The sequence below is a fragment of the Kitasatospora sp. NPDC087315 genome (assembly GCF_044744345.1).
Classification (GTDB): Bacteria; Actinomycetota; Actinomycetes; order Streptomycetales; family Streptomycetaceae; genus Kitasatospora.
On the sequence record NZ_JBIUYD010000007.1, the window covers coordinates 59696 to 77178 of the forward strand.

Consider the following 17483-nt stretch of genomic DNA (forward strand, 5'->3'; position numbering starts at 1 on the left):
GGGGGCGGGGGCCCCCCCCCCCCCCTCACCCCCTGGGGGGTGGGCCCCCCCCCCCGGCGGGCCGGGGGGGGGCGGGGGGGGGGCGGGGGGGGGCGGGCCCCCCGGGGGGGGGGGGCGCCCCGGCGGCCCGTTCGGTGTCGGATGTGCCCTGTGGCCGCCGGTCAGGCGCGTGCGCCGGCCGCTGTGCTCTGCTCGCCGCCGAGTACGAACTCGCCGTCGACCTGGCTCGCGAGGTCGAGGCCGACCTTGGCGTTGGCCCAGCTCTCGGCGTTGCGGAGGTGGAAGAGGACGGCCTGCTCGGTGTAGCGGCGGGCGTCCCGGCGGTCGTAGGCGGCGTCGACCTCGACCCGCAGCCGCTCCAGGACGGCGCGGTTGGCCGGCTCCAGAACCCGCAGTGGGGGTTCGGCGCCCTGCTCCAGGCGGCGCACCCAGTCGGACTGCCCGAAGGTGGCCAGCAGGTCGTCGCCGACCTCGCGGCGCAGGAAATCCAGATCGCCCGGACCCTGCACCTTGTTGCCGACCACGTGCAGCTCGACGCCGAAGTCGCGGGCGTAGTCCTTGTACTGGCGGTAGACGGAGACGCCCTTGCGAGTCGGTTCGGCCACCAGGAAGGTGAGGTCGAAGCGGGTGAACAGGCCGGAGGCGAAGGAGTCGGAGCCCGCCGTCATGTCGGTGACCACATACTCGTCCCGGCCGTCCACCAGGTGGTTGAGCAGCAGTTCGACCGCGCCGACCTTGGAGTGGTAGCAGGCCACCCCGAGATCCTCCTCGGTGAAGGCGCCCGTCGCCAGCAGTCGCACGGATCCCTCGTCGAGCATGACCGGGCGGGCGCAGGCCGTGTACACCGGGTTCTCCTCGACGATCCGGAGCAGTCGCGAACCCCGGCCTGGCGGCGTGGTCTTGATCATCTCTGCGGCGGAGCCGATCAGGGGGTTGCTGCCGCGCAGATACTCCTTGATCTCCGGCAGGCGTGCGCCGAGCGAGGGCAGCTCTGCGGCCTGGGCGTCAGTCAGTCCGAGTGCGGGGCCGAGGTGCTGGTTGATGTCGGCGTCGACGGCGAGGACCGGGCGGCCGGTGGCGGCCAGGTGGCGGATGAACAGTGAGGACAGCGTGGTCTTGCCGCTGCCGCCCTTGCCGACGAAGGCGATCTTCATCTGGGACTCCGGCTCTCGCTCTGGGCCCTCGCTCCGGGCCTCTTTGCTCGCGGCCTCGTGCGCCGAGGTCGACGGTCCCCAAACCTGGAAACCGTTATCGTCTCCGATAGTGGCCATGCTATCCAGGGTTTCGGGTTCCTCGTCGAAGGGAAGTGAGGATTGCCTCGAACGGGTGATATGGGGTTGCTGTTCCGGGAAATGCCCTCCGTTCATTACTCTCGGGTAGGTGAGCACTGGAACAGATCCCCTCGCCCCGCTGGCCCAGCTCCCCGGAGTGCCCGACGCGGTGGCCGAGGTGCGCAAGGCCGTCGACCGCCTCTACGGTCACCGGGTGATGCGCCGCCGCGCGGCCGAGGTCACCTCCGAGTCGGCGCTGCGCGGCGCCCGTGCCTCGGCGGCACTGGCCGGGGCGGACTGGCCGCTGGAGGAGGTTCGCAGGCGCAGCGACTTCGGCGCGGACCCCGATGCCCGGACGGTCGGCGCGGCCCTGCGGATCGCCGCCGAGGCCGGTCAGCTGCTGAGCGCCTGGCGGCACTCGCCGCTTCAGGTGCTGGCCCGGCTGCACCTGCTGGCGGTCGGCGACGCCGACGCGTCGGCCGGGCGGCCGCGACAGTCCGGGGAGACCGCCGAGGCGCTGTTCCCGTTGGAGCTCAAGCCGGTGGAGAGCGTCGAGGTCGAGGCCGCGACCGGCGGGCCGGTGGCCGAACTGTCTCCAGCCCCCGGGGCCGACGAGGTGGCCGCCCGGCTCGACCAGCTCTCCCGGCTGCTGATCGCCCGCGGGGAGGGGCAGGGGGTGGGGACGCCGGCCTTGGTAGTGGCCTCGGTGGTGCACGGGGAGCTGTTGGCGCTGCGGCCGTTCGCCTCCCACAACGGCGTGATCGCGCGCGCCGCGCAGCGGATCGTACTGATCGCCGAGGGGCTCGACCCGAAGGCGATCTGTCCGGTCGAGGTCGGCCTGGCGGAACTGGGCACGGACGCCTACCGGCGGTCGCTGGCCGGCTATCTGGCGGGCACCCCGGAGGGGCTGGCGGACTGGATCGGCCACTGCGGCCGGGCGCTGCGCCTGGGCGTGCGGGAGAGTACGGCGGTCTGCGAGGCGATGCAGCGCGGCATGGTCTGAGCCGGGTCCGGCGCGAGGGCCCGACGCGACGGACCCGGGCCGTGAGGCCCGGGTCCGAGGAGAGGCGGAAGATGCGGCGGCACTCGATCCTGCCGGGTGCCGCCGCTGGTACAGATGCCGGGTGACCATGCATGCACCGGAAGTGCCCATCAGACGGGGATCCTGCCCGTTCGTCTGGTGCGGCGGCCCGACAGCGGGTCGGCTGCATGTGGGTGCTCAGTTATCCGTACGCGCGGTCCGTGTGGCCTGAACTGCGTTGTCGGTTTGACCTCTTAGGTCCTGACCGGGTCTCGCGGGCCGTGCTTCATTTGTATCGCGTTTTGGGCGAAAGGGGAACCCGAAATGGGAAGTCTTCGCCTTTTGACCGTTTTGTCCTAGGCGGGTCGGCCCTGCCGTCCTGGAGCGGCGGGCGTCAGGCCCGGAGAGAGGTCAGGCCGCCGGCCGCCGACGCCTGGCCGCGTACCAGATCACCCCGGCGGTCAGCACGGCCGTGCCGACGGCCACGGCCGTCAGGACGGAGCCGCTCGGTGCCGAGAACTCCGGGAGCCGCCGCCGCAGTTCCACCGGGCGGTCGAAGACCAGTACCGGCCACTCGCGGGCCACCGCCTCCTTGCGCAGGGCGCGGTCCGGGTTGACCGCCGACGGGTGACCCACCGCCTCCAGCAGCGGCAGGTCGGTGGACGAGTCGCTGTAGGCGTAGCACGCGGCGAGGTCGTAGCCCTCGACCTCGGCCAACTCCCGGATGGCCGCCGCCTTGTTCTCGGCGTAGGCGTAGTACTCGATCTCGCCGGTGTAGCAACCGTCCTCGATCTTCAGCCGGGTGGCGATCACGTGGTCCGCGCCGAGCAGGGCGCCGATCGGCTCGACCACCTCGGAACCGGAACTGCTGACGATCACCACGTCGCGGCCGGCCGCATGGTGCTGCTCGATCAGGGAGGCGGCCTCGTCGTAGATGATCGGATCGATCAGGTTGTGCAGGGTCTCGGCGACGATCTCGCGGACCTGCTGGACGTTCCAGCCCCGGGTGAGCGCGGAGAGGTACTCGCGCATCTTCTCCATCTGGTCGTGATCCGCTCCGCCGACCAGGAAGACGAACTGGGCGTACGCGCTGCGGAGTACGGCCCGACGGTTGATCAGACCGCCCTGGTAGAAAGGCCGGCTGAAAGCCAGCGCGCTCGACTTGGCGATGATGGTCTTGTCCAGGTCGAAGAAGGCCGCCGTGCGCGGGCCGCCCGTCCGCGGATGGGCGGGTGAGGAGGCCCCACCGGTCCTGGTGGTGCCGTTCGGGGACTCGTCGGCGTACTCGTCGGCGTTCTCGGTGGTGTCCACGGGAACCGAGGATAGAGGGCACCGCAAAACACCCCGCCATTCGGTGTACTCGTGAGCGCGCGGGTTTGTGTTTCTGGCCGCTCGGGTACACCATGGAAGTCACGGATCGTTCGCGACCGTGCTAACCCGGTCCGGCTCCTCCCCCCCGAGTCGGGCTGTGGATAGACGACCCCCGCTCTCCCCCCCGGCGGGGGTCGTCGCACGTCCGGGGCCATTTTCAGGGTTTGAAAGCCTCGCTCCGAGGATGCCGCCGATGGTCCGGGCGGCACGTACAAGGGGTGTCGGGGCGGGCGTCCAGGGATTTGATTTCGTCACTCTGCGTTGCTGATTACTCTCAGTTGTCGATGGCCCGGCGGCGCGCCGAATAGGCCTCGCAGACGTCCCGAAGTGAGGTCGGCCGACGTCGGCCGGGGATCGTGTGAGCCGCGTGCCGGTTCTTCTCGGTGAGCCCGTTTCGTCAATTCTTTGCTCAATAGCCCCCCGCCCGGGTGAACGTAGTTATCCACAGCCCCGAGTTGTCCACAGGGATTCGGAACCGGGCTGACGCAACCCCGATCGCGCTCCACCGTGGTGGTCGGCAGCGGTTGCCGGGCTCGTCCTGCGGGGCGGGCCGGGCAACCGCCTGCCGGGACCATCCGGATGTGCGCCCGGACCGCTCCGTGCGGACGGGCGCCGCACAGGGGAGAGCGCCATGTCGACACCCACCGCCGACCACACCGCCGCCGACGGCCCCGAGGCCACCGGCCCGCTCGTCGTCACCGAGGACGAGGGCCTGGCAGAGCACCTGCTGCGGCTCTGCGCGGCCGCCGGCACCGAACCCCAGCTGATCCGGGGAGCCTCGCCGCCGCGCGGGCTCTGGGAGGGCTCGTCACTCGTGCTGGTCGGGGACGACCAGGCCGACCGGTGTGCCGGGTTGCCCCGCCGCAACGGGGTGCTGTTGCTCGGACTGGACCTGGACGACCCCGAGGTGTGGGTCAGGGCCGTCCAACTCGGCGCCGAGCACGTGTTGTTCCTGCCCGACGCCGAGGCCTGGCTGCTCGACCGGATCGCGGACGCGGCCGAAGGCGTCGGGACACCGGCGCTCACCCTCTCGGTCCTCGGAGGCCGGGGCGGTGCCGGTGCCTCCACCCTGGCCTGCGCGCTCGCGGCCACGGCCGCGCGGACCGGCCGCCGGACCATACTCATCGACGGTGATCCGCTCGGCGGCGGGCTCGACATCCTGCTCGGCGGGGAGGCGGCCGGTGGTCTGCGCTGGCCCGACCTGGCCGGTTCGCGGGGCCGGGTCAGCGGTGCCGAGCTGGCCAAGGCGTTGCCGGTCCTGAAGCGGCTGACGGCCCTGTCCTGCCTGTCCTGGGACCGTGGCGACACCCTGACCGTGCCGCCCGAGGCCATGCGCAGTGTGCTGGCCGCCGCCCGCCGACGCGGCGGCCTCGTGGTGATCGACGTACCGCGCCACCTCGATCCGGCGGCCGGGCAGGCGCTGGAACAGTCCGACCTGGCACTGCTGGTGGTGCCGGCCGAACTGCGCGCGGTGGCGGCCGCCGACCGGGTCGCGGCAGCGGCCCGCATGCGGCTCGGCGACGTACGGGTGGTGGTGCGCCCGCTGCGGCCCTTCGGCCTCCCGGCCCGCCGGATCGCCCGGGGGCTTCGGCTCGAACTCGCGGGAGAGCTGGATCCGGAGCCCGGGCTGGCCGCCGATGTCGAGAAGGGTGTGCCGCCCGGGATCCGTGAGAACGGTCCGCTCGCGCGGTTCTGCGAGACCTTTCTGGACGAGGTGCTGCCGCCGGTGCCGGTGGCCGGAGGAGGGGTGTACTGATGGTCCGTCTGCGTGGAAACCGCGTCGTGGGCAGCGCTGAAAGCCGCCGGGGCTATGTGCGCGAGCACCGGCCGCTCAGGAGCGTGGCGGCGGACGCCCGGCCGCCGGAGCCGGAATCGCGGCCGGAGCCGCACCCCTATGGGCGGACGGCCAGGGAGGAACGGACGGCGGCGCTGGTGGACGCCGTGCGCTTGCGCTTGGCCGAGTCGGGGGCCGCTCCGACGGCCGGGTCCGTCGCGGCCGCACTGCGGGCCACCCGGCCCCCGCTCGGTGGCGGCGAAGTCCTGGACACCGTGCGCTCGCTGCGGGCCGAGCTGGTGGGTGCGGGCCCGCTGGACCGGCTGCTGTCGGCGCCCGGTGTCACGGATGTTCTGGTCAACGGCCCGGACGAGGTGTGGGTCGACCGGGGTAGCGGCCTACGGCGGGCCACCGGGGTCCGCTTCGTCGACGCGGACGCGGTACGGCGGCTGGCCCACCGGCTCGCCACCGCGGCCGGGCGGCGGCTCGACGACGCCCGGCCCTGGGTGGACGCCCGACTGCCGGACGGCACCAGGCTGCACGCGGTGCTGCCGCCGATCGCGGCCGGTTGCACCCACATCTCCCTGCGGGTCTGCCGGCCCCGTCCGTTCACGCTCGACGAGTTGGTGGCCGGTGGGGCACTGCCGGCGGGCGGTGCCCAACTCCTGGCCGGGATCCTGCGGGCGCGGCTGTCCCTGCTGGTCAGCGGCGGCACCGGGACGGGCAAGACCACCCTGCTGGCGGCACTGCTCGGCCTGGCCGAACCGACCGAGCGGATCGTCGTCGCCGAGGATTCCGCCGAGCTGCAACCGGCTCATCCGCATGTGGTCCGTCTGCAGAGCCGGCCGCCCAATCAGGAGGGGCTCGGCGAACTCACCCTGCGGGATCTCGTCCGCCAGGCGCTGCGGATGCGCCCCGACCGGCTGGTCATCGGTGAGGTCCGAGGGGCTGAGGTCTCGGATCTGCTGGCTGCGTTGAACACCGGGCACGAGGGCGGTTGCGGGACCGTCCACGCGAACACGGCGGCGGACGTCCCGGTCCGGCTGGAGGCGCTCGGGTCGCTCGCGGGGCTCGACCGGCCGTCGCTGCACAGCCAACTCCGGGCCGCACTCGACCTGGTGGTGCACCTGGTGAGGGACCCGGGAACCGGCCGGCGGAGGGTTGCCGAGATCCACACACTGGCCGGCGACCGCGAAGGTCTGGCCGTCACCACCCCGGCGGTGACGTTCACGGCGGACGGAGCCACGGTGCCCGGGGCGGGCTGGGAGCGGCTCGCCCGGCTGCTCGCGACGCGCGGGGTGACGCTCACGGACGGTCCGCCGTGACGGCGGAGGCGGCGGCGCTGGCGGGTGCGAGCGTCCGGCCGGCGGAGGTGGCGTTCGTCCTGCTGCTGTGCGGATGTGTGGCCGGCGCCCTGACGCTGCTCGGGGTACGGGGCAGGAATGGCCGACCCGGAAGAAAGAGGGATTTGACATGACGATTCATCAGATTGCCTTGTGCTGGACGTTGGTGCTCTGTGTGGTGGCGCTGGCGGGCTGGCGCTCATTGCAGCGACAGGTGGCGGGCGTCCGGCGGCACGGGCTTCTGCTGGCCGGCGATCCTGGCGGAGGAGGGGGAGGAGATGGGGGCGACGGCGGCGGTCGTATGGTGGCTCGCCGACGTTCGGCCGCCCCCGGATCAGGGGTGCCGGCGCTTCGCCGATGGGCCTGGCTGACACCAGAACTGCTTCTTCTGCCAGGAGGGTTGGCGGCCGGGCAGGCGACGGCGTCGCCCGTGCCATCGCTCGCCGCCGCGTTGGCTGTCCTCCCGCTTCGACGATGGCGGTTGCGGCGCGGCACGGAGGCGCAGGCCCGGCAGCGGGCCGGGGCGGTGGTGGAGCTCTGCGCCGGGCTGGCGGGGGAGTTGCGGAGCGGGGCGACACCGGAGCAGGCGCTGCACGTGGTCACCGCGCGCATCGCCGCCGATCGCGAGATGCTGCGCCGGATCGGCGAGGAGCCCGTGGCGCGGCTGGCGGCCGGCCGATACGGAGGGGACGTGCCCTCGGCGTTCCAACTGCTCGCCGAGCTGCCGGGCGGGAGTGGGGCGACCGCGATCGCCGCCTGCTGGCGGGTCGCCTCCGACAGCGGTTCGGGCCTGGCCACCGGGCTGGACCGGGTCGCCGAGGCGCTGCGCGGCGAGCGCGCGCTGGCCGAGGAGATCGCCGGCGAGCTGGCCGGGCCGCGGACGACGATCGCGGTTCTGGCTGTCCTGCCTGCGGCCGGATTGCTGCTCGGCGTGGCGCTCGGGGCCCGGCCGGTGGACGTTCTGCTCCACACCCCCGCCGGGCTCGCCTGCCTGGCCGTAGGCGCGGTGCTGGAATGGCTGGGCCTGGCGTGGACGTCGCGCATCGTCCGGAGTGCCTCACAGGGCGCTCTGGAGGCTCCCCAGAACGGTCGCCGGGTCGCGGCGAGGCCCGGGCCCGACGAGCGGCGGGACGGCGGTGGATGGCGGTGTGGGATCTCGCGGACGCGAGCCCGTCCCGGCCGGCCCAGCGGATCGTTCCGGGCGGAGGTGATGTCGGGGTGACCAGGGAAGCCGAATGGGCCGGCTGGGGGTCGGCCATGGCGGTGGGAGCATCGCTCCTGTGGTGGCGGGTGGCTCGGCACCGGGGCCGACGGAGGGCGGCGGTGTGGTTCCGGCCCCGGGGGCGGCCTCGACCTCGGGCCCGGCCGCGTAGCGGACAGGCCGGGCGACTCGCCGGGAGCCGCCCGGGCCGCCGGGCCGGGGCGACGGCGCGAAGTCCCGATGCCGCCGGCCGTGCACAGCACCTGGCGGTGGTGAGCTGCACGGCACTCGGTGCGGCCCTGATGGTCGGCGGTGGCGTCGGCCTGGTGGCGGGCGTCCTGCTGGCCTTCGGGCTGAACCGGTGGCTGCCTCGGGCGCGGTCCCCGGTGGAGCGGCGGTCCGTACTGGAGGAGGAGCGGCTCACCCGGCAACTTCCACTGACGGCCGAGCTGCTGGCGGCTTGTCTCGGATCGGCTGCTTCGCCGGCTGTGGCGGTCGCGGCTGTCGGCCGGAGTGTGGGTGCCCCGATGGGGCCCCGGTTGGGCGCGATCGCGGCCGAACTGGCCCTGGGCGCACCGCCGGAGACTTGTTGGAGCAGGCTGGGCGAGGAACGCCCGGCGCTGGCGCCACTGGCCCGCTGCCTGGCCCGGACGAGCCTCAGCGGGGCGCCGGTGGCCGAGCCGCTCGTCGGGCTCGCGCACGGCCACCGGAAAGCGGCCGCGCGAGCGGCGCACGTCCGTGTCCGCCGCGCCGGAGTACTCGCCACGGCGCCGCTCGGGCTCTGCTTCCTGCCGGCGTTCGTACTGATCAGCGTTGTTCCGGTGGTTATCGGGCTCACCGCGCGCTTTGCGCAGTCGATGTGACGAGACCTCAAGAATGCTTATTTATATTCGAGTTGTTGGTCGAGGCTGTTCGTTCTGAAGCGCGGTTTCGTGCCAATCCATCATCATCAAGGAGAGATTCATGGCTGTAGTGATCGTTCCCGGGCCCGCTGTCGGACGCGCGCATCGGGACCTGCTGGGGATGTGCCGTCGTAGAGGCCGCTGGGCGACCGGACAGATCCGTCGGGCGGTTCGCGCCAGGGCCGGATCGGACGCTGGAATGACCACGGCCGAGTACGCGGTCGGCACGCTCGGGGCGTGTGCTTTCGCCGCCGGCCTGTACAAGGTGGTGACCAGTTCGGCCGTCATCGGCGCGCTGACCGAGCTCCTGGACCGGGCGCTTCATGCGACCTGACGGACTATCGGTGGCCTGGCCGCTCCCCCGCCGTTCCCGAACCCGAACCCGAACCTGGCACCAACCCCGTCCCCGTCCCCGTCCCCGGACTGGGCGGGCTCGTCGGCAACGCGGTCGTGGCGACGCGGGCTTCGCCACGGCGGAGACCGCGGTGGCGCTGCCGGCACTGGTACTGCTTGCCGCGATGCTGATCTGGGGTGTACTCGCGGCGGCCGCCCAGATCCGCTGCGTGGACGCGGCTCGTGTCGGGGCCAGGGCGGCCGCGCGCGGCGAGCCGGATGCTGCCGCGATCGCCCGCTCGGCCGCCCCACCCGGGGCGGCGGTGCAGGTCGGCGTGGAGACCGACACGGTGCGGGTCACCGTGGACGCGCCGTGCGCGGGCCCTGGGAGGCTCGCCGCCGTGCTCTCCGTCCGGCTGAGCGCCACCGCTGTGGCGGCGCGGGAGGACACCCTGGTGGGCGGCGGAGGTGCCGGGTCATGGCCGTCCTGAGCCGCGTCGCGGCAACAGTGCGCCGCGGTGCGTGCGCCCGCAGGGCCCGTACCACCTGTGCCGCCCGGGCGGCGGCGGCAGGTCGCGGGCCGGACACAGGCTCCGCGACGGTCTGGCTGGTCGCGTTCGCGGTGCTCGGCTGCGCGGTGTTCTCCGCGATCCTCTCGGTCGGCGCGGTGGTCGGGGCCCGGCACCGGGCGGAGGCCGCCGCCGATCTGGCTGCCCTCGCGGCGGCCGACCGGCTGCTCCTGGACCAGGACGGCGGATGCGGCCGAGCGGCCGGGATCGCCGCCGCTCAGGGGGCCACGGTGGTGTTCTGCGCGGTGGACCGGGAGGCGGACGCCGTTGAGGTGGTGGCAGAGGTGCCGGTCCGGGGAGTGCCTGTGCATCTGCCGGTCGGTCCGGCGCGTGCCCGGGCCCGCGCCGGACCGGTCCGGGCGGTGACCGGTCTGGCGGAGGAGAGCCTCGACGCGAAGGCGGGTGACTCACGAGCCCCTGGCGCCGGACCGGGCCTACCGGCTGGCTTCCCGGCGTCCGTCCCCGCCGTCCTTCTCGCCCTCCCCGTCGTGCGTCCTGCTGCCGGCCCCGGCTCTCCCGGTGCCGGCGTCCTGGTCCGTCGTCGGGGCTCCGGCGAGCAGCACGTCCAGCAGCCGGATGGCGGCAGCCTTGTCCAGCGGGTCGTTCCCGTTGCCGCATTTGGGCGACTGCACGCAGGACGGGCACCCCCGCTCGCACTCGCAGGCCGCGATCGCCTCCCGGGTGGCCGTCAGCCACTGCACGGCCCGCTGGAAACCGCGTTCGGCGAAGCCGGCCCCGCCGGGGTGGCCGTCGTAGACGAACACGGTGGGCAACTGGGTGTCGGGGTGCAGCGGCACCGAGACGCCGCCGATGTCCCAGCGGTCGCAGGTGGCGAACAGCGGCAGTAGGCCGATCGAGGCGTGCTCGGCGGCGTGGGCGGCACCGGGGAGCTGGTCGAGCGGGATGTCCGCGTCGAGCAGCTGGTCCTCGGTGACGGACCACCAGACCGCGCGGGTGCGCAGTGTGCGGGGCGGCAGGTCGAGCTTGGTCTCGCCCATGATCTCCCCGGTCGAGATCCGCTTGCGGAGATAGCCGACCACCTGGTTGACCACCTCCACCGAACCGAAACTGAGCCGGCCCTCGCCCCACTCGACCGAGGTGTCGGTGGAGAGCACGGAGACGGAGGTGATGTCGCGGGCGGCCGTCGTGTAGGGCGGGTCGGCCGGTTCGACCAGAGCGACCGAGCTTTCCAGGTCGAGCTCCCGGACGAGGTAGCTGCGCCCCTGGTGGAGGTGGACGGCTCCGGTGTGGACGGTGGTGTGGGCGGCGGAGGCGTCCACGGTGCCGAGCAGACGGCCGGTCGGGGACTCGACGATCTGCACCGGGTTGCCCCCGCTGCCACGCAGGTCGACGGCGTCGGCGGCGCGTTCACGGCGGGTCCAGTACCAGGAGCCGTCGCTGCGCCGGCGCAGTAGCCCGCGCCGTTCCAGGACGGGCAGCAGCGGGGCGGCGGAGGGGCCGAAGAGGTCCAGGTCGGCATCGGTGAGCGGAAGTTCGGCGGCCGCGGCACACAGATGCGGGGCCAGGACGTGCGGATTGTCGGGGTCGAGCACGGTGGCCTCGACAGGTGTGGCGAACAGCGCCTCGGGGTGGTGCACCAGATAGGTGTCCAGCGGGTCGTCACGGGCGATCAGGACGGCGAGCGCGCCCTGAGCCTCGCGCCCGGCCCGTCCGGCCTGTTGCCAGAGCGAGGCCCGGGTACCGGGGTAGCCGGCCATCAGGACGGCGTCCAGACCGGAGATGTCGACGCCGAGTTCGAGAGCGGAGGTGGAGGCGAGTCCGAGCAGTCGCCCGGTGTGCAGATCGCGTTCGAGGGCCCGGCGTTCGTCGGCGAGGTAGCCGCCTCGGTAGGCGGCCACCCGGTCGGCGAGCGGGCGCCCGAGCCGGTCCTGGGCCTGGAGCGCGACGAGTTCGGCGGCCCGGCGGGAACGGACGAACACGACGGTGCGGGTCTGGTTCTCGACCAGGTCGGTCAACAGGTGGGCGGCCTCGGCCGTGGCCGTCCGCCGGACGGGCGCGCCGTGCTCGCCGACGTTCTCGGTGAGCGGCGGCTCCCAGAGCCCGAAGACCGCCGGGCCGCGCGGAGAACCGTCCTCGGTGACCGCCTCGGCGGGCAGTCCGGTGAGCCGTCGGGCGGTGGCGGCCGGGTCCGCGGTGGTGGCCGAGGCGAGCAGGAACGTGGGCGTGGAACCGTACCGGGCGCAGATCCGGCGCAGCCGCCGCAGCACTTGGGCGACGTGCGAGCCGAACACGCCCCGGTAGCTGTGGCACTCGTCGACGACCACGTACCGCAACGCCTTGAGGAAGGAGGCCCAGCGCGGATGGGCGGGCAGGATGCCGCGGTGCAGCATGTCCGGGTTGGTGAGCACGTACGAGGCGTACTGGCGCACCCACTCGCGTTCCTCGGGCGGTGTGTCGCCGTCGTAGAGGGCGGGCCGGACCCGGGGCGGGGCGAGCTCGGCGGCCCGGCGGCGCTGGTCGGCGGCGAGCGCCTTGGTGGGGGCCAGGTACAGGGCGGTGGCACCGCGCCCGTTGCGGGCCTCGGTGCCGTCCAGCAGGTCGCTGAGCACCGGGGCCAGGTAGCCGAGCGACTTGCCCGAAGCGGTGCCTGTGGCGATCACCACAGTATGGCCGGATTTGGCCAGATTCATCGCTTCTGCCTGATGAGCCCAGGGCTGCTCCACGCCCAGAGCCAGGGCGGAGGCCACGATCTCGGGCCGGATCGAGTCGGGCCACGGCGAATAACGGGCGGGTCGGGCGGGAAGGTGCTCCGTATGGGTGAGTCGGTCGGACCGCCCCCTGGTGGTGGACAGGGTCGTGAGCAGTGCCTCGGGCAGGCTGTGTCGGGGCGGCATGAGGACCCAGTGTGTCACCGGCGTGACGCAGAATCGTCGTAAGCCATCGTGCGGGCATGGTCGCAGGTGGTTGAATGTGGCCGTGACGGCCGTACGGCCGGGGGTCGCAGCGCTGAGGCTCGCCACGCGTTGGCTGGGTGTGTCCGGCGTTCGTGACCATGCGGTGACGGCCGTCCGGCCGAGGATCGCAATGACGTAGCAAGGCAAGGTGCTGGAGGTTCCGTGGACCTGTCCCTGTCGACCCGTACAGTCGGCGACCGCACGGTCGTCGAGGTTGGCGGCGAGATCGATGTGTACACCGCCCCGAAGCTGCGCGAGCAGCTGGTCGAGCTCGTCAACGACGGCAACTACCACCTCGTCGTCGACATGGAGGGCGTGGACTTCCTCGACTCGACCGGTCTGGGCGTGCTGGTGGGCGGTCTCAAGCGAGTGCGCGCTCACGAGGGCTCGCTGCGCCTGGTGTGCAACCAGGAGCGCATCCTGAAGATCTTCCGTATCACCGGCCTGACCAAGGTCTTCCCGATCCACACCTCGGTGGACGACGCGGTCAACTCGACCGACTGACGCGGCCGGGCCGGCCCAGCGGCCGGCCCGCCCGATTCACGCGTCCGGGGTGCCCGGGGCCCTGTGCCCCGGTCGCCTCCGGTCGCCCCGGGGCCGGTGGAGACCGGCCCGTACGGGCCGCATGGTCGGCCCCGGTCGGAGTACCCCGAGGGGGAGAGATGGCAACCGTCGAACTTCGATTCAGCGCGCTTCCCGAGCACGTGCGTACGGCCCGGCTGGTCGCCGCGGCAGTCGCCAGACGTGCCGGCGTCGACGAGTCGGTGCTCGACGAGGTGCGGCTCGCCGTGGGTGAGGCGTGTTCCCGTGCCGTCGGCCTGCACCAGCGCGGTGGCATCACCGGCGCGGTCCGGGTGGCGCTCACCGACCAGGAGAAGCGTTTCCTCATCGAGGTCGAGGACGAAGCCGGTCCCGCTACCGTCCCGCCTCCGGGTGCGACCGAGGGCGCGGACCCGGACGAGGACACCCTGGGCCTCGCCGTCATCACCGGCCTGGTCGAGGACCTGGAGGTCACCAGCGGAGCCGGTGGCGGCCTGATCCGGATGAGTTGGCCGGTTTCGGTCGACGCGGTGACGGTCTGATCCAGCGGCGTCGGCTCGTTGGGTCCCGGCCCGCCAAGCACCGGCCTGCGAAGCACTGACCCGCGAAGCAATGACCCGCCGAACGCCGACCTGCCGGGTACCGGCCGGCCGAGCGCTGGTCCCGGGTATCTGTTCACGGCTCGCTGTCGTGCCTTGCCTTGCTCTGAGCCGGTGCCTGCTCTCGACCGCCTCCCCGGCGCTGACGCCATTGCTCGGCGTTCTGGCCGGACCGGGACGGTCTCGCGCTGCCGTCCGTACCGGTGCCCGGGGGCTGTGGGCGGGGCAGACGACTGGGCAGGCGGTCCGAATCCGGGGTGGGCGGGCCCGAACCGGCGCCCGGCGCGGAGCGGGTGGCCGAATACGGGCGGGAACCGGGGGCGGTGCGGTGGCCGTGTAGGTTCGCAGTTCGACGACCGAAACCGAAAGGGCTTCTCCGGTGAACAAGCGACTGCTGGCCGTACCCGCGCTCGGTGCGCTGCTCGCGTTCGGCGCCGTCGGCTGCGGCGACGACAACAGCAAGCAGCTGGAGTCCTGGGCGGCGAACGTCTGCGGCGCGGCCAAGGACCCGATCGCCCAGGCGCAGACGGCACTCGCGGACACCGGCCAGGTGAAGACCGGCGAGGCCCCGGGCGACCTGCAGAAGCGGCTCTCGACGGACATAGGCCGCCTGGCCAAGACCAACCAGGACATCGCCGCGGCCATCAACTCGGCCGGAGCGCCCAAGGTGGACGACGGGGCGAACCTCCAGAAGGACACCGTCGCGGAGCTCAACAAGGCGGCGGACGGCTACCTGGACGTCCAGAAGAAGGTGGACGCGCTGCCCAATACGGACCAGGCGAAGTTCGCGGACGGGTTGCGCAGCGTCGCTGACCAGGTGCAGCAGCTGGCCTCGCTGTCCACCCAGGCGCAGGCCAAGCTGCAGCGCGGCGAGCTCGGTGCCGCGATGGCCAAGCAGGAGGGCTGCAAGCCGGGCGCGGCCGGTGCGGCCCCGACCACCGGGGCGAGCGGCGCCCCGGCCACTGACGCCCCGGCGAGCGGTGCCCCGGCCACCGACGGCGCCGGCGGAACGCCCGCCCCCGGCGCCACGGACGGCACGAGCCCGGCCACGAGCCCCACCGGGACGGACACGGGTGCGGCGTCGACCCCGCCCGCACCCGCCCCCTCGGCGAGCTGAGGCCGCTGGGGACCTGTCGAGACTCGCCGGGGCCGCCGGGGCCGCTGACTGCGGAGACCCGTTGAGACTCACTGAGACTCACTGAGACCCATGGAGATCCGTTGAGGCCTGCCCAGGCGGGCCCGTTCGGGCGTGGCCCGGCGAGCGGTCGGCGGCGGCGGGTCGGGAGACAATGGCGGGGTGATCAGTAGCCCCGTTCTCGACCAGACCCGCCTCGCCAAGCTGCGCGAGGCACTGCTCGCCGCCTCGTACACCGCCGACGGCTGCCTCGGCCTGCTCGGGCCCACCGGGTACGCGGCGCTGGCCCGCAGCGAGGCGGTCCCGGCGCTGCGCGCCACCCGCGGCGGCAGCCCGCTGGAGACGCTGGTGCGGCTTTTCCTGTTGCAGCAGCCCGTCCCGTACCGGGCGGCCGCTGCCGCCCTGCCCGTCGAGGACTGCCTGGCCGACGGCTGGCTGCGTCCGGACGGCGACCTGGTGCGAGCCACCGTGGACATCCGTCCGTACGCCAATGAGGTCGCCGGCCTGCCGAGTTCGGACGCCTGGGTGGTCTCCGACCTGGGCTGCGCGGTCGGCGGCGCGGGCGGGATCGGCTCCGGTGAGACCGCGCAGGGAGTGGCCCGCAAGGATCTGGTGCTCGGGGTGGGCGGCGCGTCCACCACGCTGGCCAACCTCGCCGTGCGCCGGCCGGTCCGGGCCGCCCTGGACCTCGGTTCGGGCTCCGGCGTGCAGGCGCTGCACGCCGCCCGGCACGCCCAGCGGGTCACCGCCACCGACCTCAACCCCCGCGCCCTGCGGTTCACCGAACTGACCCTCGCGCTCTCCGGTTTCGACAACACCGAGACCGCCGTAGGCAGCCTCTTCGAGCCGGTCGGGGAGCGGAAGTTCGACCTGATCGTCTCCAACCCGCCGTTCGTGATCTCGCCCGCCGGCCGCTTCACCTACCGGGACGGCGGGATGGCCGGCGACGACCTGTGCCGCAGCCTGGTCCGCACCGCCGCCGCCCATCTGGAGCCCGGCGGCTACTGCCAGCTGCTCGCCAACTGGCAGCACGTCAAGGGCGAGGACTGGCACGACCGGCTGGCCGGCTGGGTCGCGGGCACCGGCCTGGACGCCTGGATCGTCCAGCGGGAGGTCCAGGACGTCGCCCAGTACGCCGAGTTGTGGCTGCGCGACGGCGGCGACCACCGCGGCCCCGGCGGCGACTACCAGGCCCGGTACGGGGAGTGGCTGGACGCCTTCGAGGCGGGCCGGGTCGAGGGCATCGGCTTCGGCTGGATCACGCTGCGCGCGGGCGGCGCCGACCGGCCGACCGTCCGGGTGGAGGAGTGGCCGCACCCGGTCGAGCAGCCGCTCGGTCCGCACATCGAGGAGTGGTTCGACCGGCAGGACTACCTGCGGACGCACGACGACGCGGGGCTGCTCGCGGCCCACTACGTGCTGGCCGACGAGGTCGTCCAGGAGCAGGTCGGCGCGCCCGGGGCGGAGGACCCGGAGCACGTGATCCTGCGGCACAACCGGGGCATGCGGCGCGCCACCAAGGTGGACACGGTGGGCGCCGGCTTCGTCGGGGTCTGCGACGGGACGCTGTCGGCCGGCGAGATCGTCGACGCCATCGCGCAGTTGCTCGGAGAGGACCGGGTGGTGCTGCGGGACCGCGTACCGGAGTCGCTGCGGCTGCTCACCGAGCAGGGGTTCATCCGGCCCGTGGACTGACGAGCGTGGACTGACGAGTCCCGCGGTCCCCGGCCCGGGCCGGCCGCTCGGGCCGGGGGCCGGTTCACCTCGCCGTACCCCCTGGTTCGTCCGTCGGCCGCCGAGCGGCTGCCTCCCGTTGGCCCCCGACTGTGAGGCTCTGTCCACAGGCTGTGGACAGAGCTGGGGGCGCGGGGTTGGAGACGACGACGGCGACGGTGGGCGGCATCGTGCTCGCCCTCTTCGGCAGCGCCCTGCTTCTCTGGTGCGCCGCCGAAGTGCGCCTTCGCCACCTCGTGCGCCGCCGGGGCGTGCCCGCGGTCGCCACCGTGGTCGTCGAGGCCCACGCACACGGCGAGCTCGACAGCGCGCCGCTGCTCTCCTTCTCCGCGATGGCATCGGTCGGCGGCCCCGGGGCGGGCCGGTGCGCCGAGGCGGTGCTCACCCGGCCGCGCGGCCACACCCCGCTGCGCCGCCCGGTCCGCTTCTCGCCCGGCACCGCGGTGCGGATCTCGTACGATCCGCGCCGCCCGTCCCGGGTGGTGCTGGCGGCGGCCGAGACGGGCCGTGTCGCGCTGACGGACCTGCTCTGGAGCTCGCTCGGCGTCGGCAGCCTGGCCGCCGGTGCCTGCCTGCTGGCTGTCGCTGGCACGGTCTGACAGGCATCCGTCGTACGGTCCGGCCCGTCCGGTGGGCGTCCGTCGCAGGGGGCCGGCGCGGTCCGGTGGGCGGCCGTCGTACGATCCGTCACGGGCCGGTGGACGGCCGTCGCACCGGCCGTCCCGGGTGACGGGCGGCCCACCGATTATTTGTTGACAGATTTTGAAATCCGTCA

The 17483-nt window shown here is 73.4% G+C and carries 15 protein-coding genes and 1 pseudogene; 13 read left to right on the forward strand and 3 right to left on the reverse strand.

Annotation, left to right across the window (positions count from 1 at the left end; genetic code table 11):
* Positions 1 to 161: 161 nt before the first annotated feature.
* The gene (locus ACIO5D_RS11990) at positions 162 to 1154 is read right to left on the reverse strand and encodes an ATP-binding protein (RefSeq protein WP_363604098.1); all 993 of its coding nucleotides are present in this window, start codon (positions 1152 to 1154) and stop codon (positions 162 to 164) included.
* A gap of 226 nt (positions 1155 to 1380) precedes the next feature.
* Here ACIO5D_RS11990 and ACIO5D_RS11995 point away from each other — a divergent pair, with 226 nt between their 5' ends.
* Complete coding sequence (locus ACIO5D_RS11995; protein WP_363604099.1) at positions 1381 to 2274, forward strand: oxidoreductase; 894 nt, start codon at positions 1381 to 1383, stop codon at positions 2272 to 2274.
* A 429-nt stretch (positions 2275 to 2703) separates the two neighbouring features.
* On the opposite strand, the gene ACIO5D_RS12000 is transcribed toward ACIO5D_RS11995, so the two are convergent.
* Positions 2704 to 3603, reverse strand: coding sequence for an HAD family hydrolase (locus tag ACIO5D_RS12000; RefSeq protein ID WP_400653444.1), 900 nt, complete (start codon positions 3601 to 3603; stop codon positions 2704 to 2706).
* 691 nt (positions 3604 to 4294) lie between these two features.
* On the opposite strand from ACIO5D_RS12000, the gene ssd reads away from it, so the two are divergent.
* The 7 genes and pseudogenes from ssd to ACIO5D_RS12035 all read left to right on the forward strand — a co-directional run.
* Positions 4295 to 5419, forward strand: a complete 1125-nt coding sequence (gene ssd / locus ACIO5D_RS12005) for a septum site-determining protein Ssd (RefSeq protein ID WP_363604102.1) — start codon at positions 4295 to 4297, stop codon at positions 5417 to 5419.
* A gap of 173 nt (positions 5420 to 5592) precedes the next feature.
* Entirely contained in the window at positions 5593 to 6762 is a 1170-nt protein-coding gene (locus ACIO5D_RS12010; RefSeq protein ID WP_400795076.1) for a TadA family conjugal transfer-associated ATPase, read from the forward strand.
* A gap of 499 nt (positions 6763 to 7261) precedes the next feature.
* The gene (locus ACIO5D_RS12015; protein ID WP_400794901.1) at positions 7262 to 8002 is read left to right on the forward strand and encodes a type II secretion system F family protein; all 741 of its coding nucleotides are present in this window, start codon (positions 7262 to 7264) and stop codon (positions 8000 to 8002) included.
* Between the two features lie 281 nt (positions 8003 to 8283).
* Positions 8284 to 8844 (forward strand): type II secretion system F family protein, encoded by a 561-nt coding sequence (locus ACIO5D_RS12020; protein WP_400760708.1) that lies wholly within the window; start codon positions 8284 to 8286, stop codon positions 8842 to 8844.
* A gap of 160 nt (positions 8845 to 9004) precedes the next feature.
* Positions 9005 to 9217, forward strand: a complete 213-nt coding sequence (locus ACIO5D_RS12025) for a DUF4244 domain-containing protein (protein WP_363604203.1) — start codon at positions 9005 to 9007, stop codon at positions 9215 to 9217.
* Positions 9207 to 9707 carry a TadE family type IV pilus minor pilin gene (locus ACIO5D_RS12030; protein ID WP_400794903.1) on the forward strand — a complete coding sequence of 167 codons (501 nt, stop codon included), beginning with the start codon at positions 9207 to 9209 and terminating at the stop codon, positions 9705 to 9707. Before ACIO5D_RS12025 ends, ACIO5D_RS12030 begins: the two co-directional genes overlap by 11 nt.
* Positions 9695 to 10078, forward strand: a pseudogene (locus tag ACIO5D_RS12035) (Rv3654c family TadE-like protein); the annotation flags it as partial. The gene ACIO5D_RS12030 and the pseudogene ACIO5D_RS12035, both read left to right, overlap by 13 nt.
* Before the next feature lie 141 nt (positions 10079 to 10219).
* Here ACIO5D_RS12035 and ACIO5D_RS12040 read toward each other — a convergent pair.
* A complete protein-coding gene (locus ACIO5D_RS12040; RefSeq protein ID WP_400653454.1) occupies positions 10220 to 12640 on the reverse strand; it encodes a DEAD/DEAH box helicase in 2421 nt (806 codons plus the stop codon).
* Between the two features lie 222 nt (positions 12641 to 12862).
* On the opposite strand from ACIO5D_RS12040, the gene bldG reads away from it, so the two are divergent.
* From bldG to ACIO5D_RS12065, 5 genes are all read left to right on the forward strand, one after another.
* Positions 12863 to 13204 (forward strand): anti-sigma factor antagonist BldG, encoded by a 342-nt coding sequence (gene bldG, locus ACIO5D_RS12045; RefSeq protein WP_148644090.1) that lies wholly within the window; start codon positions 12863 to 12865, stop codon positions 13202 to 13204.
* Positions 13205 to 13362: 158 nt separating this feature from the next.
* A complete protein-coding gene (locus ACIO5D_RS12050; protein WP_363604108.1) occupies positions 13363 to 13782 on the forward strand; it encodes an ATP-binding protein in 420 nt (139 codons plus the stop codon).
* 436 nt (positions 13783 to 14218) lie between these two features.
* The gene (locus ACIO5D_RS12055) at positions 14219 to 14956 is read left to right on the forward strand and encodes a small secreted protein (RefSeq protein ID WP_400794905.1); all 738 of its coding nucleotides are present in this window, start codon (positions 14219 to 14221) and stop codon (positions 14954 to 14956) included.
* A gap of 180 nt (positions 14957 to 15136) precedes the next feature.
* Positions 15137 to 16669: a methyltransferase gene (locus ACIO5D_RS12060; protein ID WP_363604111.1), complete on the forward strand. Its 1533-nt coding sequence runs from the start codon at positions 15137 to 15139 to the stop codon at positions 16667 to 16669.
* 176 nt (positions 16670 to 16845) lie between these two features.
* Entirely contained in the window at positions 16846 to 17307 is a 462-nt protein-coding gene (locus ACIO5D_RS12065) for a DUF3592 domain-containing protein (RefSeq protein ID WP_400794907.1), read from the forward strand.
* Positions 17308 to 17483: the final 176 nt, after the last annotated feature.

Coding starts and splice junctions, on each gene's coding strand:
- ACIO5D_RS11990 (WP_363604098.1), bottom strand. CDS start 1,154: ATGAAGATCGCCTTCGTCGGCAAGGGCGGCAGCGGCAAGACCACGCTG.
- ssd (WP_363604102.1), top strand. CDS start 4,295: ATGTCGACACCCACCGCCGACCACACCGCCGCCGACGGCCCCGAGGCC.
- ACIO5D_RS12020 (WP_400760708.1), top strand. CDS start 8,284: ATGGTCGGCGGTGGCGTCGGCCTGGTGGCGGGCGTCCTGCTGGCCTTC.
- ACIO5D_RS12025 (WP_363604203.1), top strand. CDS start 9,005: ATGTGCCGTCGTAGAGGCCGCTGGGCGACCGGACAGATCCGTCGGGCG.
- ACIO5D_RS12030 (WP_400794903.1), top strand. CDS start 9,207: ATGCGACCTGACGGACTATCGGTGGCCTGGCCGCTCCCCCGCCGTTCC.
- ACIO5D_RS12040 (WP_400653454.1), bottom strand. CDS start 12,640: ATGCCGCCCCGACACAGCCTGCCCGAGGCACTGCTCACGACCCTGTCC.
- ACIO5D_RS12050 (WP_363604108.1), top strand. CDS start 13,363: ATGGCAACCGTCGAACTTCGATTCAGCGCGCTTCCCGAGCACGTGCGT.